Below are 15373 nucleotides of genomic sequence, written 5' to 3' on the forward strand. Positions count from 1 at the left end.
TTAAGTTTTATTTTATAAGGGTTGTTTAAGTAAAAGTAGTATCATGCACCGAATTCACGGGCTTTTTTAGAAGTTTTCTGCGGGTTCCACGGGTCTTTATAAGAATCATAAAAGAATAATTCATCAAAATAGGCGATCGTTCTTACGATACGCATGAAATAACCCATATACAAAGGGTAAAGCGGAACGTAAATGATCTTTGATAAATATTTCTTTTTATTTTTCACTATTAACAAGCAAATCAGAAACTGTGTAAAATACAGCAGCAAATATACTAAATATTTGAAAGGCAGCCAAAAAACTAAGAACTCAGGATTCTCAATAATGATTCTTATCATGTAAATCATCCAGGTGATATCCAGAACCAGTCCGAAAAATACATTTTCAAAGAAAGAAAAGAAATTAGACCACCTGAAATTCTTGTTGGGAAGCCATATATCATAATGTTTCCTCAGCCTGAAACGGACTAGTGAACGCGACCACCGCAACCGCTGTTTTGCCAGTTTTGACCATGCTACAGGAACGTGGGTGTTGCAGACGGCCGATTGTTCAAAATGAATTTTATAGCCAATCTTTCTGATCTTTACCGTAAGATCACCATCAAGGCCCGGCCCGACATCCCAGCCACCGACTCTTTCCAGGACTTTTCGCGGGAAAACCCCGAAGGCGCCGGAAATAATCTTATAAATCCCCAGGCTGGAAAGCACAATTCTCGAAATACTGATCGATTGCTGGTATTCAAGATACTGCATGGTGGCCGTAAGGGAATCCCGGTCGTTTCTTACCATGAGGTTTCCGCCAACGCCGCCGATGTCTTTGCGGACATAAAAAGGGAGCAATGATTTTTCGATGGCATCATGATCCAGCGAGGAATCTGCATCAATGTGCACAATGAATTTCCCTTTTGAATATTTCAGTCCCAGGTTGGCTGCAGACGCTTTTCCCCCACGTATTTCGGAACGGAGAAATTTACTGATCAGTCCCTGTTTTTCAAAAGATCTGCCGATAATTCTTGTATGATCGGTAGAGCCGTCATCCACGACGATGATTTCAATATTCTTATACGTCTGCTTCTGCATGGAAGTGACCATTTTATGAAGGTGCTTCCCTTCATTATGCCCCGGAACAAGCACCGTGACCAAAGGAGACTCACGCAGCAGTTTTTTCTTCGCTAAGATCCATGCATCTTCGTTGATGAAACGATTCCTGAAGGTTACGAAAAGAACGACAACCTCCAGAATAAGAAACCGGGGAATATCGATGATAAACACATACCAGCCCCAGTTCAGAATGGTAGACCAGTCCGAATATCTCAGGTTAGAATAAATGATTTCCCAGAAGCTTTCCACTTGGTTTAAAGGAGTATTTCATTAATCGCTTTCTGGGCAAGTTCGTATTGGTAGATCTTTTCCAGCTTCAGCTCAGACGGTGCCTGCTCGGTTTTGCAGTTGATGCAGTGTACCCCGATCAGAGGTTTCTGGAATTCGTTTTTACACCGGTCATTCAGACAGTAGAAAACTTTTCCGGGTTTATCGTAATCAACCCCGAGATTTTTAAGTTCCATGCTGCATTTTGGACATACCAAACGGTCTCCCTGCTGAAAACTCTGTTCCGTAGCAACATGAGCGCATCTGAAGTGGTGTATAAGCACCCTTACCTGGAGGTTGTGCTGCTTGCATTTCGGGCACTCTTCACGATAGTTCAGAAACCCTGAATTACATTTCTTGCATACGTGGGAGGTGTCTACATAGTCCCTACGAAGGTAATCGCTCTTGTAAGCTCCATTCAGCAAGGCTCTTCCGTGCACAAAAGCGTCTTCGGCCGTGTCGTAGTAGGCCTCTATCCTCGGATAGGAATACCCGCTGAGAGACCCTGCGCTTTCGTAAAATTCAATGTTTTTATTTCTGGAATAATAATACAGCAGTGTTTTCTTCAGCAGATCCTCCATGGGCAGCGAAGAAGCGATCTCACGTTTTTTGATAAAATTTAAAATAAACCTTATCTGGGGAATTTTGTTCCGGATATCCAGGTCCTGAATATAGCCGTCACATAAGTGTTTAAGGTTATAATTTTTATACTCTTTATAGATTTTTTTCAAACTTTTCTGTAGGAAGACAGGCTTAAGAAAAACCTTCTGATCCGGATGTCTGATCACGGAAATCAGGAATTTGATAACGTTTAATGCTTTTTCGTTATTGATGATCCAGATATCCGCTTTTTCGGGATCAGGAATTTCATTTCGGTCCACAAATTCATCCAGCAACTGAGCGGTGATTCCGTTTTCAAGGGTTAATATTTTTTCAGGCATCGGTTTTTATGTAAATTTTAGTTTTCTGACTTTTACCGGAATGTTACTGATCTTCACGGTTTCCCATGATTTTCCGTCGATAGGAACAATATCAATCACAACCCCGTATTTGTTTTCGTTCAACGTTTTATTGATCAGGGTATTATCCTTTATCTCGGATATGGAATAGATTTTTTTTACCTGTCCGGTCAGGGTTTTATTAAATCCATACGGAAGCTTGATGGCCACCTTATCTCCTTCATGGAAATCATCCAGGTCGCTGATGTCTATATAGGCCTGCACAAACTGTCTCTTATGTACAATTGAAGTTACAATGTCAGATTTATAAGCCACCTGACCGTCGGTTACACGAAAACGGTCTGTTGTCCCGTTAACCGTCGAGATGTAATAATTCTGGATGGTAGACGCTCTGTTTTCCTCCTGTGCCAAAAGATTTTTATGATTGTTGATCGAAGACATCTTATCCATTTCGTTGCTCAGAGCTTTGATATCGGCGTTTAAAGAAGCGATTTCGTAAGTAAGGTCATCAATGGACCGGTCTACGTTGGCCAGCTCGTTGGGAGTGATCTGGTTAATGTATACCAGTTTTTCTTTTCTTTTTTTCTCACTCTGCCAGAAAGCCACTCTTTTCTTCATATCGGCAACCAGGCTTTTCTTCTTGATGATCTGAGAATTGATGGAGGCTATCTGATTTTCATAGGTAGTATTGTCAACAAGGTTTTTTAAAGAATCCTGAACGCTTGTTCTGCGGAAGTTGGTGTCGTAAAATTCATAGCTGAACAAGGTGTCACCTTTTTTTACAGATGAACCTTCTTTCACATTATATTTCAGAATTCTTATATCGCTGGTAAATTTCACATCAAACTGCTGCTGTTTCAGAAAACCGTCAGCATAATTGAAAAACCATGATGATATCAGCCATCTCAGCACAGAAAATGCAATAAGCGCCAGGACGGCCAGGTAGATCCAGCGGTCCCATCTTCGCTTCTTAACAGGCTTTTCGTAAGATTCTTCCGTTATTTTATCGTCGTTAAAATTGATTTCCATTATGGTTTGAAATTATTCATTTGTGATAAATCATAGTATCCGATTTTGACAACACCCGCTGCCTGTACATAAGCTTCTGCATCCATAAGATCACTGAAAACCTGGAAATCATTAATGCGGAATACCCAAACGTAATAATCGGTTCCTAATATGCTTCTGATGAGGGCTGTTTTATTGAGTTTTTTATCAAGCGTAAGAACATCATAGGCCATAATGTATGTCATAATGCTGTTGTCATGTAAAGCGGTAGCTACCTCTGCCGGAAGCTGCATGGGAACGCTTACCCCCAAATCCATATTATTCTGGTCACACCATGTTTTCGAACTGGTAAACAGGTTGATAAGCCTTTGTGCATAAAGATCTACATTAGCCTTGTAGTCATCAAAAGTATGAGGTTCGATATCCAGGTGAACACCGGCAAATCCCATATTTTTAGCATCCTGAAGGGCTGCCTGAAGATCTGTAAAACCATCATCTGTTTTGGCATACGAATTTTCACCGATAAGGCGGTATACCTGGATGTTATTTTGTGCTGCCAGAGCCATAAAGTCGGCTACCTTCACCATATCTGCTACTTTACCGATCGATAAAAAGACCCGGTTGATGTGCCAGTGAGTCATTAAGTCAATAATATAGGCATTGGAGTAGTTGGTAAAAAAGCTGCTCCAGATATAGGTTTCGTTACCGGCATTGTCATCATTAAGATTATTACTCTGCAGGCTTTTGGCCTGGTTGTCGGTTCCTGATATCATATTGTATTCAAGATATTTTTCATACAGATCAGACTTTTTATCACAGATCTGTATTTGGTTATTTAAGAGTTTTTCCGCTGTGGCAAGGTAGGCGGCAGGGCTGAATGTATTGCTTTTTTCATTGCTGGCATTTACTTTAAGTTCAGCCTCCAGATAATTCACTTCACTTTCCAGTACATCTATTTCAGATTTCAGGAGATAATATTCTCTATACAAAGTAATGAGTCTGTCTCGGTAGATCATCTGCATGTCCTGAAGCGCATTTTCTTTAAGTTTAAGATCGCTGTCGTTCTCAAGATCGGTCTTGCTTCTGCTTACCGGAATATTTAGGGTCGCTCCGACACTGGCAAAATTACGGTCCCTGGACAAAGCAGAATAATAGTTGTATCTCAATTTGAATCTGAGATCCGGCTGCTTGTCTCTTCTGCGTTTCATATCAGCAATTTCCTTCTCCATTTTCAGGGCTGCTTCTTTGTCTTTCACCAAAGGACTAAGGTCGATGTTCTCAGCAGGGGTAAGTTCCGGAATATCAGAGTTTAAAATATTTCCGGTGAAAGTTTTGCTTTCAGGGGTTTTGAGAAGGCTTTCGAGCGATTTTTTTTCGATGGATACCTTATCGAGACGGTACTTCGACTGTGCTGTTTCTGCAGCATTTTTCAGTCCGGCTTTATTCTGATTCACCGTGAAATCATTCTGCAGTTTCAGAAGCTTTTCATAATCGGATAGAAGGCTTATCTTCTTTTCATCAAAAGCCTTTCTTACCTGGTCGAGATTGGAACGGTAATTCAGTTCTTTTTTATATTTTACTTTTTCTAAAAGATCGATTTTTCTTAATTTATCGTTTAGAGAATTCTGGATTTTCTGATTTCTCAGGCTTCCTTCTCCCAGCGCAAGCCAGTCCAGTCCCGAAGATACTCTCGCACGGTAGAAAATGTTGTCGTCATCACCAAAGCCGGGGCTGAAGTTATAACTCATGTCAGAAACCCAGTTCAGGTGTAATTTATTTTTAAATTCCGTATTTTTTGAATCAAAATTCAGTTCATTATCATTGAATGAAGTATTGTGATTGGCAAAATTGAAATGGCTGTCTTCCGTTTTATTTTTATGATCGTCTAAAAGATGAGCCATGATTTCTTTGGCCGCTTCATAAATTTTATTGTACTCCGCAGTGAGAACACTTAGAGATTTCGGACTGATGTTTACGGTTGATTTGTTTTGAGCGTTAAAGAAAATGAAAAAATTCAATAATAGTAGAATTTGTAACGTTTTTCGCATACTGAGGAATAAGTTTTGTGCAAATTTAGGGATTTGGATTGAAATTAAAAATATAAAATTCCTATGTTACGTAAATTTTAATGTTTTTTTAAAATGTCTTCAAAGGGTGAATAATTAACAAAATATTGATTCTGTAAGGTATTTGCAATTATTTTGATTTAACTTAAAATTTACTTCTGATAGTTATAGATTTTATCTAAATATTTAATTTTAAACGTGGCGAAGGAGAAGGAGTGAATATTTAAGGTTTATTTAATAATTAAACCATATTTTTCGCTTTCTTACAATTTACGATTTAGCCTTTGGTAAGTTCTGACACACTGGGCAAATTCCACTGATGACAAGATTATATCGGTTTACAATGAAGTTTTTGGGAAGATTTAATTCAGGGGTGATATTTTCAATACAAATTACTTTTTTACATTGCTCACAATTGAAATGAAGATGGTTGTGCGAATGGTTTTCTTTCCGGCAGTCATGGCATATGGCATAGTTTACCACACCGTCTACATTAATGATCTTATGTATTTTGCCTTCGTTTTCCAACCGTTCCAGAACCCTGTAGATCGTCACTCTGTTACAAAGACCGTTCAGCTTTTCCTGTAATTCACCGTGTGACATAGCGCTTCCGGTCTGTTTTAATAAATGCAGTATCTCTGTCTTTGCCTGGGTATTACGGGTCTGTTTCATGGTAAGAATCCAAATATTTTTATCGCTTTAAACTGATGCAACAAAGTTACAATAAGATTTTATAATTTCGAATCAGGGAAATACCAGATAATCCTTAATCTAAAGTAATCCAGACCGGAGCATGATCGCTGCTTTTTTCCCATCCCCGGACATGCTTATCCACACCTCCGGATTTTAAACGGTCTGCTATATATGGACTCAGAAGAATATGATCGAGCCGCATTCCGGCGTTGCGGTCATACGATTTGTACAGGTAATCCCAGAAGGTATAAATCTGCTCATCGGGATAAAGCGTCCGGATCGAATCGTTCCAGCCTTTTTTGAGAAGCTGTCGGTAAGCCGTTTTTACTTCGGTACGGTAAAGAGCATTGTCTTCCCAGCGTTCAGGTTTGTAAACATCTGCAGAAGTGGGAATAATATTAAAATCACCGATCAGGATTGCCGGAAGATCCATTTTAATAAACTGATCTGTTCTTTTCCTGAAACGTTTGATCCAGTTGAGTTTATAGTCAAACTTAGGCCCGGGATACGGATTTCCGTTGGGAAGGTAAAGACAGCAGATCACGATCTGGTCAATAATGGCTTCAATATATCTGCTTTGTTCGTCTTCAGGGTCGCCGGGAAGCGATCGCTGAACTTCCGTAATTTCCATATTGCGGGCAAGGATGGCAACGCCGTTCCAGCTTTTCTGCCCTTTCCAGATAGCATTGTAACCTGCCGCATTGATTTCTTTAATGGGAAAACGTTCCTGCGGGGCTTTCAGCTCCTGAAGACAGACAATGTCAGGTTGCGATTCTTCCAGCCAGCGGAGTAAGACAGGCAATCGTCCGTTGATTCCGTTTACGTTATATGTTGCAATTTTCATAGCTTGATCTTTAGATTTGAAATTTAACAATATCTGTTCCACCAAAAATTTTAAGCCTGATAAAGATTTATAATAAAATGGTAATGTGGTATCATAAACTTTGCTTTTGTAAAACTTTGGCAAATAAATTGTTACTATCAGCGTGAGCAATAATTCTTGCTTTTTTTTAAAACCATTTTACAATATAATATTATGAAAAATTCAATTCTAACTGTTCTGGCAGTTGCTGCTATAGTGGCCTGCAAGAAAAATGAAACGACGACTGCCGATCAGTCTACAGACACTACAGCAGCGATGTCTGCTCCTGCAGATACTTCAATGGCAACAGGAGATTCGGCTGCCACTGCCATGCCGGATGCCAACGCAACCAACAAAACATTAAGCGCACAGGATAAATCATTTGCCGATGCAGCCGCAAAAGGAGGGATGATGGAAGTCATGATGGGCGAACTGGCCGCAACCAATGCCAGCAATGCCACCGTAAAATCTTTAGGAGCCATGATGGTAAAAGATCACGGAAAAGCAAACGACGAACTTAAGAAATGGGCCACAGCCTCAGGATATGCTTTGCCGACAAGCCTGAATGCAGATCAACAGAAAAAGTATGATGAGCTTAAAGCAAAAAAAGGAGCAGATTTTGACCGGGCCTACACAAATCTTATGGTAGCCGATCACAAGGAAGATATTGCAGCATTCAAAAAACAGGCGTCAGAGGGTTCGGAAGCTTCCCTGAAATCTTTCGCCAGCACTACGCTTCCAACACTTGAGCACCATCTTATGGAATCCGAAAAAGCGATGAAAGCCGTAAAATAACTTTCGAAAACAACATATTCATTATTATAAATCCAATATATTCCGGAAGATTGCAACAGATCTCCGGAATTTTTATTTTGATTTTTGGGTTACAAAACGGTTATCCTTTACATAAAACCTCAAAGGAAGCAATGCATGTTCTTTTGCATAAGAAACTCCGATCCTGGGCGCAGAAACGATCTCGTCGTCACGATACCTTAAACCATGATCTTCAATCCAGATTTCATCTTCCGTAAGTGGTTTTTTGTTAAAGGAAAGGTCTATTCCCAAAGCTTTTGAAAGAGAACCCGGTCCGGATGAAACGGATGGTTCGGCAGCAGATCTTTTCCGTCTCTCTTCAATGAAAGAAATGCCTCTAAAGGGTTGAACGGATCTTATCAGGACACTTTTAGGATCATCATTTTCTGAAACAACAATGTTTAAAAGATAATGTATTCCGTAACATAAGTAAATGTAAGCAATTCCTCCCGGCTGGTACATGGCCTCGGTACGGGCTGTTCTTCGGCATCCGTACGCATGGGAAGCTTTGTCTTCCGTTCCGAAATAAGCTTCTGTTTCAGTGATGATTCCGGCGGTAAGTTGTCCGTTTTTATGGGTGAACAGTACTTTTCCCAGAAGATCCTTCGCCAGAAAAACGGCATCCGTATTTTGGAAGTATGGTCTCTGAAGTTTTTTTGAATTCATCATAGACTAAACATATATTTTTCTTTCAATGATTTTTAGATATTGCTCTTTCTCCAGTTTTTTGATCGTTCTTACTACGGTTTCCGTGCGCAATCCTGTAATGGCTGCCAGTTCACGCTGGGTGAAAGGAACTTCAAAAGAGAATTTACCTTGATCGTTACTGAAGCTTTTATGATATTCCAGCGCACCTTTTATCCTCACGGCAGGATGGAGCGAGGTATTATTTCGGAGCATGATATATTTAAAATAAAGCCTCTTGGAAAGAAAAGTATTGATATCTCTGGAAATCTCAGGGCTTTCATCCAGGATTCTGGTAAAAGATTCTTTCGGAAGTGTGATGATTTCCGTAGGTTCGATGGCGATGGCATTTACCGGATATTTTTTATCAATGAACAGCAGAAGCTCGCATACACTGAAGCCCTCATGCAATACGGCAAGAATGAGTTCTTTACCTTCTTCATCATAGTGGTTCAGCTTGATTCTGCCTTTCCTGATCTGGTAAAATTTCCTTGGTGTATCACCCTCATTAAAAATAGTGTCGGAAGTATTTAAATCTTCTATAGAAGCACCGTATGACAATAAAATTTCTTCTTCAATCAGCATGAGTTCTTTTTTTAGTGTTAAATCAGCTTTTCGATATTACTGAATCCACAATCTGTGTCTTTCGAAGTTAGCACTTTAAATAACTGATTATTTATGACCCATATCATAATACCCATAATTTACGGTGATTGATTTGAGTCAATAATATTCTTGAATTTCTTTCTTAATTTAGATATCAAAGAATTCACCATCCAGAATATGAATAAAGATATCCAGAAGATCCCGAAAGGTAAATTGCTCCTTATCGGCGGAAAAGAAGACCGCGACGGAACTAAAGTGGCCATGAAATCTAAAAATAAAGAGTTTTCACCCCACGAAATTTTAAAGCTTCTTACCCCCAATAAAAACGACAGGATCGAAGTCATCACCACCGCCAGTTCCGACCCCGAAAGTATGAAGGAAATGTACACAAAAACATTTGAGGAAATAGGGTACACCAATTTCGGATTTATTCACTCCGCAGGCAAATCAGATCATGCAGACCTAGAAAGAATTAAAGACTGTAAAGCCGCTTTCTTCACCGGAGGAGATCAGAATAAAATTGACCGTGAACTTAAAAATTCTGACCTTCATAAAATCTTAATGGAAAAATATCTGAATGAAAAAGATTTTGTCGTCGCAGGAACAAGTGCCGGAGCAATGTCGATCCCCGAAATCGTCATTTGTGAAGCGGAAGAAGGGGAGGCCATTCTTGAAAATGACATGAAGCTATCTGAAGGGCTGGGATTTTTATCCGGATGTATTGTCGATACCCATTTTGTACACAGGGGCAGATTCGGAAGACTGGCTCATGCCGTTATGATGCAAAGGGATTGTTTCGGAGTAGGGTTGGGGGAAGATACGGCACTTTTAATCGAGGATGGAAATAAGGCGATCTGCAAAGGTTCAGGAATGATCATTGGGATCGGGGCAGGAAATCTTGGAAAGACCAATATCAAAACGGTGAAAAAGGGGCATCCGGTTTATGGTGAAAACCTGACCGTTCATATCATAGCAGATGGCTGCTCGGTCGATCTTAGAACGGGAAAATTTACAGCAGCCGAAAAAGATTAAATAATTGAAAACAATAAAGGAATATACCACAATCACAGTGTGTATATTCCTTTATTTTTATGATGAGTACATCTGAATTTTAAACCAGCAAGCCATTAATTTTTGACACGATGACATCGAGATCAAAAGGCTTGGGTACAAAATCATTTGCTCCTGCATCTGAAGCGATATCATCGCCATCTACACTGGCAGAGAGTACAATAACGGGCAGCTCATTAATTCCCTGTGTGCTTCTGATCGCTTTTAAAACCTGATCACCGGAAAGGAGCGGCATCCAGAGATCCAGTAATATAAGGTCGGGTTTATCGATCTGGATCTGCTTGATCAGATTCGTGCTGTTAATTTCTGTGAAAACTGTAAAACCTTCCGATTCCAGGAGCATTTGGAGAACATCCAGTATACCCTGATCATCATCACAAACCATTATCTTTTTGCTATTCATCTTAGTGATTTTTCATTATTGGTAATGTGAAACTAAACGTTGATCCTTCTCCGATTTCGCTTTCTGCCCAAAGCGTTCCGTTATGATTGACAACAATTTCATGGGAGATATAAAGCCCGATCCCAAGACCCGGGAATTTTTTCTGGATTTCCCTTGCCCTGAAAAAGCGGTCGAAAATTTTTGCTTTGTCCTGAGTACTGATTCCCATGCCGTAATCGGTCACTGAAACTTTTACGAAATTTCCGACGCGGTTTACGTATACATCTACTTTATCTGACCCGGGAGAATATTTTATGGCGTTTGATATCAGATTGTTAATGACCTGAGAGATCTGAAGCTCATCCCCGAGAATCACAGCGTTGGAAGAACCCGATAAAGATATTTTATGATTCGGAGCTGATACCGATAGATTTTCAATAGTGTCTCTGATGGTCTTATCAATCTCGAAAGGATCTACGTGGAGCTCAATATTTCCGGACTGTATCTTTGAGGTGTCGAGAAGATCTGAAATCAGAACATTCAGACGGTCTACGTATACCGAAACCTTGTCAAGTGTAGAAGTGAACCTTTCAGGAGAATTTTCCGGAACCATTCTCTGAAGAAGCTGTACCAGACCTTTAATGGTCGTAAGAGGTGTTTTCAGTTCGTGGCTTGCAATCGACAGGAAATCGTCTTTTCTGCGGTCGATCTCTTTCTTTTCCGTGATGTCTTCAATAGCAATAAGGATCCTGTCTTTGTATTGTCCATCAAATTCAATACGGTACGCATTCAGCAACATTACTTTTTTACCGATGTATGGGAAATCATGTTCCACTTCATAGTCGATTACAGGATTATTCGTCGGCAGGATCTTCATCAGGAGTTCCCGCAGGGTTTCAATGTCCCATTGGTGGTTTCCCAGCTCGAAAAGTATTTTACCCACCGTATCTTCTGAGGTCACTTTAAATGAATTTAAAAAATGCGTATTGGCACTCAATACCCTGTAATCTGCATCAAGAACCAATAAACTTTCCCTCACGGTCTGAACGATACTCGAAAGAAAAGCCTCACTGTCTACCAGTTCCTTCGTTCTCTCCATGATTTTTCTCTCTACGGAAGATTTCTCTTCCCTGAGCTCATGTTCGGCTTTTTTGCGTGCTGTGATATCATTCTGTACACCGATAAAATGAGTAATAATCCCTTCGTCATTCTTCACGGGAGAAATAAAGAGTTCGTTCCAGAATAGCTGTCCTATCTTATTGTAGTTTCTGATTTCTACCTTACAGTCTTTTCCTTCAGTAATGCATTTTTTGATAAGGCTTCTCTCAGGCTGAGACCGGTCCTGCCCCTGTAGGAAGCGACAGTTGTGCCCGATAATCTCATCATGAGAATACCCGCTCATCTCTTCAAAGGCTTTATTGCAATAAACAATAGGGTTGTCGGGCTGGGTATTATCCGTAATGATGATACCGCAGTTTGCCGAGTTCAGTGCCTGTATATAGATTTCAATATTGTTATTCATCGGAGTATAGCTGTTTTGTAAAGTTCCAAGCTTAAACTTTCACTGATCTGCAAATATGGGAAAAAGGTTAAAATTTTCCAAATTTCCATATTCAGTAAATGTGAGACGCAAATAATATGCCCTTCATATAAATTATTAATCAATATCTTAAAAATTTAGATTTTTTTTAATTAAAACTTATTTAAACTGTTTTAAGATATTCATTATGGAATGACAGTCATTTTAAGAATGGAAAATGAATAATTAATGAACTAAAAATAAGCTTAAGACGTATTTTTATATACATTAGGTTTATCTTTATATACATTAAGTTTATCTTTATACGTATTATATATATAATTATACACTTTAAATATATTATTGTACGCTTAAAGTGTATTATTCTATGCTTTAAGCGTACAATAATACACTTTAAGCGTATTTTCTTAATCATTATACGCATTAATTAATTCCTGAAGTGGAAAAACAACAGAGAATAACCACTCTTTTGATTAAAATTATTTGAAATATTGAATGCAACCTCGAAAAATCTGTACTTTTCAGCGTCTCGATAAGGCTAATCCAAAGATTAAAAGTGTAAATAGCTTCTTACGAATCATCAGAAACATATTTGCTGCATCAATTCGTTCCGGTAAACAAAACGTTATTTCAATGAAGAACAACCGGTCATCAGAAGCTACTCACTTCTATTAAAAAAACAATGTATTATCTCATCTGAGAAACTGATTTCGGAGCTGGCTTCCAGTTTTAAGTATCCTGATCCAGGATATTTTCATATCAAGTGATGAAGCGCTTTATGAATTTTTTATTATTTAATTTAATTTTATCAGGATTTTGTTAAAAGTGGTCTGCTTTATGCTAAGACAATAATAAGTTACTTTAAAACTTACCCTTACACTAACACCTTAAAATATTAAATTATGAAAGAATTTACTCAATGGGAAAATTCCCCGTCGCTTAACAGAGAGATTGAACGTCAGAAAGCACTTAAAGCCCTTGAAAAAGCAAAAATGATCAAGCGAAAAGTTGTTTTTCTTCCAAAAGGAGCCTCAGGAAGTACCAAGTTCAATGATCTTTTTTAATATAGGTATTGAATAATCTTTTACAGAGACAAAGAATACAAATACTAAATTAAGCCATAGCAGTTTCTGTTATGGTTTATTTTTAATTATAGCTGACATGAAGGATTAAAACAAAACATGCAGCACAAACAGGATATCAGGTAATATTTGAAACAATTTAATGAATATGAACTCTCCGGAACAAATCGATGCAGAAAAGCTGCTGTCTGTACTTTTTCACTCTCCCAACGCTACAGCCGTCTACAGAGGAGAAGATATAAAGATTATAAGCGCCAATAAGGCGATGCTTGATTTTTGGGGAAAAGACAGAAGCGTCATAGGTAAGGATTTCAGAAGTGTTTTACCTGAGCTCGACGATCAGCCCTTTTTTAATATGCTGAAAAATGTCTGGGATTCGGGGGAAACCTTTACGGCTAAAAACTATCCTGCCGATCTCCTGGTCGATGGAGCTTTCAAAACCTTCTATTTTGATTTTGAATATAAAGCCATCCTGGATGAAGAGGGAAAAACGGAATACATTCTTCACACAGCATTTGAAGTCACGCAAAGACAGAATGCCTTAAGCATGGTGGAAGAAAAATCCAGATCTGAACAGAAACTGATCGATGACCTTTCAGCTTTAAATGAAGAATATCTTACCACCAATGAAGATCTGGTTTCAAAACATGAAGAGCTTTTCGCAGTCAGCAGCGAGCTCCTTAAAATCAGGAAAGAACTGCTTACGGCAAACCATACTCTGACCGAAAATGAAAAACGTTTTAAAACACTGGTCGAAAAATCACCGGTTGCCATGGCGTCATTAAGAGGGGAGAATTTTGAGGTGGATATTGTAAACGATATGGTGCTTCAGATCTGGAACAAGGACCGCTCGATTATAGGGAAGCCTTTAGCAGAAGCCCTGCCGGAAATAAAAGGACAGGCCTTTATCGATATTCTTACGGAAGTTTACAAAACGGGACAGCCTTACTATGGCAAAGAAATCAAAGCACTTATCCAGAATAGTGACGGCCTCGGCGAGCTCTACCTGAATTTTGTATATCAGCCTATCTTTGATGAAAACCAAAACAGCACATCAATCCTTGTCGTCGCAAGTGACGTAACCGAGCAGGTCAATGGAAGAGAATCGGTGATGGAATTTAAAAACCGTCTTGAGATTGCGATGGATGCCAGCAGTCTGGGATCTACCGAAGTACACCTTGCCACCGGAAAGATGGAAAGTACCGCGCAGTTCAAGTATAATTATGGATATGCGGCAGATGAAGAATTCAATTATTCGGATCTTTTTAATGCCATCTTTCCGGAATACAGGGATCATATCAGAAGCCTGGTAAGGGAGGCTATTCTTACCAACGGGATCTATAAGGCAGAGTATCCGGTTCGCTGGAGAGATGGCTCTGTCCACTGGATCCAGGCACACGGCCGCCCGAGATACGACAAAAATGGTGTAGCAGACAGAATGGTCGGCATGACCACCGATATTACAGATAAGAAGCTCGCCGAACAGCGTAAGGATGATTTTCTCAGTGTCGCCAGTCACGAACTGAAGACGCCTCTCACCGCCGTAAAAGCTTCCATACAACTGCTGAACAGAATAAAAGATAAGCCGTACTCGCATACTCATGTGAGACTGATCGAGCAGTCGGACAAGGGCATCGAAAAAATGTGCACGCTCATCGACGATCTGCTAAATATGAGCCGATTGGGCGAAGACCAGCTGATGCTTCAGTACAATACCTTTAACCTGAATGAAATGCTGGGCAAAAGCTGCCACCATATAAGACTTGAAGATAAATACCAGATCATTCTGAAGGGTGATGAACTGATCGAAGTGCATGCCGACGAACACAGGATCGAGCAGGTAGTGGTAAACCTTGTCAGCAATGCCGTGAAATATGCTAAAGATTCCAGGGAGATCCATATTCTTACCGAATCGTTTGAGGATCATGTAAAAGTTTCGGTACAGGATTTTGGGCAGGGTATTTCCGAATCAGTCATTCCCCATCTTTTTGACCGGTATTATCGCGCCAATTACCTGGGCACTTCTTATTCTGGGCTTGGCCTCGGTTTGTACATCTGCTCGGAAATTATTAAAAAGCATTCCGGAAAGATCGGGGTACACAGCAAAATAGGTGAGGGCAGTACATTTTGGTTCACCATTCCAAAAAATCCCCAGTACGAAGCAGCGAATATTGCCGCCGGCTGATTTCCAGTTCCGAAGTTTTTTTTGATTAGTGAAGACGATTTTAGTATATATAAAG

The 15373-nt window shown here is 39.6% G+C and carries 14 protein-coding genes; 4 read left to right on the forward strand and 10 right to left on the reverse strand.

The window, feature by feature from the left end:
- Window positions 1-41: 41 nt before the first annotated feature.
- The 6 genes from AC0N32_RS05800 to xth all read right to left on the reverse strand — a co-directional run bounded on the left by AC0N32_RS05800 (window position 42) and on the right by xth (window position 6937).
- Window positions 42-1349: a glycosyltransferase family 2 protein gene (locus AC0N32_RS05800; RefSeq protein WP_476392917.1), complete on the reverse strand. Its 1308-nt coding sequence runs from the start codon at window positions 1347-1349 to the stop codon at window positions 42-44.
- Between the two features lie 5 nt (window positions 1350-1354).
- Window positions 1355-2308, reverse strand: coding sequence for a TackOD1 domain-containing metal-binding protein (locus AC0N32_RS05805; RefSeq protein ID WP_476392918.1), 954 nt, complete (start codon window positions 2306-2308; stop codon window positions 1355-1357).
- Between the two features lie 6 nt (window positions 2309-2314).
- Window positions 2315-3355: an HlyD family secretion protein gene (locus tag AC0N32_RS05810; RefSeq protein ID WP_476392919.1), complete on the reverse strand. Its 1041-nt coding sequence runs from the start codon at window positions 3353-3355 to the stop codon at window positions 2315-2317.
- Window positions 3355-5352 carry a hypothetical protein gene (locus AC0N32_RS05815; RefSeq protein WP_476392920.1) on the reverse strand — a complete coding sequence of 666 codons (1998 nt, stop codon included), beginning with the start codon at window positions 5350-5352 and terminating at the stop codon, window positions 3355-3357. Before AC0N32_RS05815 ends, AC0N32_RS05810 begins: the two co-directional genes overlap by 1 nt.
- Window positions 5353-5670: 318 nt before the next feature.
- Window positions 5671-6072 (reverse strand): Fur family transcriptional regulator, encoded by a 402-nt coding sequence (locus AC0N32_RS05820; RefSeq protein ID WP_476392921.1) that lies wholly within the window; start codon window positions 6070-6072, stop codon window positions 5671-5673.
- 94 nt (window positions 6073-6166) lie between these two features.
- Window positions 6167-6937: an exodeoxyribonuclease III gene (xth, locus tag AC0N32_RS05825; protein WP_476392922.1), complete on the reverse strand. Its 771-nt coding sequence runs from the start codon at window positions 6935-6937 to the stop codon at window positions 6167-6169.
- A 192-nt stretch (window positions 6938-7129) separates the two neighbouring features.
- Here xth and AC0N32_RS05830 point away from each other — a divergent pair, with 192 nt between their 5' ends.
- On the forward strand, window positions 7130-7750 hold the full coding sequence (locus AC0N32_RS05830; RefSeq protein WP_476392923.1) for a DUF4142 domain-containing protein: 621 nt from the start codon (window positions 7130-7132) through the stop codon (window positions 7748-7750).
- A 72-nt stretch (window positions 7751-7822) separates the two neighbouring features.
- Here AC0N32_RS05830 and AC0N32_RS05835 read toward each other — a convergent pair whose 3' ends face one another.
- Both AC0N32_RS05835 and AC0N32_RS05840 read right to left on the reverse strand, forming a co-directional pair.
- Window positions 7823-8437 carry a DNA-3-methyladenine glycosylase gene (locus AC0N32_RS05835; protein ID WP_476392924.1) on the reverse strand — a complete coding sequence of 205 codons (615 nt, stop codon included), beginning with the start codon at window positions 8435-8437 and terminating at the stop codon, window positions 7823-7825.
- Between the two features lie 3 nt (window positions 8438-8440).
- The gene (locus AC0N32_RS05840; protein WP_476392925.1) at window positions 8441-9037 is read right to left on the reverse strand and encodes a Crp/Fnr family transcriptional regulator; all 597 of its coding nucleotides are present in this window, start codon (window positions 9035-9037) and stop codon (window positions 8441-8443) included.
- Window positions 9038-9235: 198 nt separating this feature from the next.
- Here AC0N32_RS05840 and AC0N32_RS05845 point away from each other — a divergent pair, with 198 nt between their 5' ends.
- Window positions 9236-10090: a cyanophycinase gene (locus AC0N32_RS05845; protein ID WP_476392926.1), complete on the forward strand. Its 855-nt coding sequence runs from the start codon at window positions 9236-9238 to the stop codon at window positions 10088-10090.
- A 79-nt stretch (window positions 10091-10169) separates the two neighbouring features.
- On the opposite strand, the gene AC0N32_RS05850 is transcribed toward AC0N32_RS05845, so the two are convergent.
- Both AC0N32_RS05850 and AC0N32_RS05855 read right to left on the reverse strand, forming a co-directional pair.
- The gene (locus AC0N32_RS05850) at window positions 10170-10532 is read right to left on the reverse strand and encodes a response regulator transcription factor (protein WP_476392927.1); all 363 of its coding nucleotides are present in this window, start codon (window positions 10530-10532) and stop codon (window positions 10170-10172) included.
- A 1-nt stretch (window position 10533) separates the two neighbouring features.
- The gene (locus AC0N32_RS05855; protein ID WP_476392928.1) at window positions 10534-12033 is read right to left on the reverse strand and encodes a PAS domain-containing sensor histidine kinase; all 1500 of its coding nucleotides are present in this window, start codon (window positions 12031-12033) and stop codon (window positions 10534-10536) included.
- Between the two features lie 920 nt (window positions 12034-12953).
- Between AC0N32_RS05855 and AC0N32_RS05860 the strand changes: the two genes are divergently transcribed.
- Together AC0N32_RS05860 and AC0N32_RS05865 are read left to right on the forward strand one after the other, a co-directional pair.
- Window positions 12954-13115, forward strand: coding sequence for a hypothetical protein (locus AC0N32_RS05860; protein WP_164462403.1), 162 nt, complete (start codon window positions 12954-12956; stop codon window positions 13113-13115).
- Between the two features lie 160 nt (window positions 13116-13275).
- Window positions 13276-15318, forward strand: coding sequence for an ATP-binding protein (locus tag AC0N32_RS05865; protein WP_476392929.1), 2043 nt, complete (start codon window positions 13276-13278; stop codon window positions 15316-15318).
- The last annotated feature ends 55 nt before the right edge of the window (window positions 15319-15373 follow it).

The organism is Chryseobacterium endophyticum (assembly GCF_056333165.1).

What these genes read in the sequence shown, in the direction of transcription:
- AC0N32_RS05805 (WP_476392918.1), bottom strand. Translation starts at nt 2,308, where the DNA reads ATGCCTGAAAAAATATTAACCCTTGAAAACGGAATCACCGCTCAGTTG.
- AC0N32_RS05810 (WP_476392919.1), bottom strand. Translation starts at nt 3,355, where the DNA reads ATGGAAATCAATTTTAACGACGATAAAATAACGGAAGAATCTTACGAA.
- AC0N32_RS05820 (WP_476392921.1), bottom strand. Translation starts at nt 6,072, where the DNA reads ATGAAACAGACCCGTAATACCCAGGCAAAGACAGAGATACTGCATTTA.
- xth (WP_476392922.1), bottom strand. Translation starts at nt 6,937, where the DNA reads ATGAAAATTGCAACATATAACGTAAACGGAATCAACGGACGATTGCCT.
- AC0N32_RS05830 (WP_476392923.1), top strand. Translation starts at nt 7,130, where the DNA reads ATGAAAAATTCAATTCTAACTGTTCTGGCAGTTGCTGCTATAGTGGCC.
- AC0N32_RS05835 (WP_476392924.1), bottom strand. Translation starts at nt 8,437, where the DNA reads ATGATGAATTCAAAAAAACTTCAGAGACCATACTTCCAAAATACGGAT.
- AC0N32_RS05840 (WP_476392925.1), bottom strand. Translation starts at nt 9,037, where the DNA reads ATGCTGATTGAAGAAGAAATTTTATTGTCATACGGTGCTTCTATAGAA.
- AC0N32_RS05845 (WP_476392926.1), top strand. Translation starts at nt 9,236, where the DNA reads ATGAATAAAGATATCCAGAAGATCCCGAAAGGTAAATTGCTCCTTATC.
- AC0N32_RS05850 (WP_476392927.1), bottom strand. Translation starts at nt 10,532, where the DNA reads ATGAATAGCAAAAAGATAATGGTTTGTGATGATGATCAGGGTATACTG.
- AC0N32_RS05855 (WP_476392928.1), bottom strand. Translation starts at nt 12,033, where the DNA reads ATGAATAACAATATTGAAATCTATATACAGGCACTGAACTCGGCAAAC.
- AC0N32_RS05860 (WP_164462403.1), top strand. Translation starts at nt 12,954, where the DNA reads ATGAAAGAATTTACTCAATGGGAAAATTCCCCGTCGCTTAACAGAGAG.
- AC0N32_RS05865 (WP_476392929.1), top strand. Translation starts at nt 13,276, where the DNA reads ATGAATATGAACTCTCCGGAACAAATCGATGCAGAAAAGCTGCTGTCT.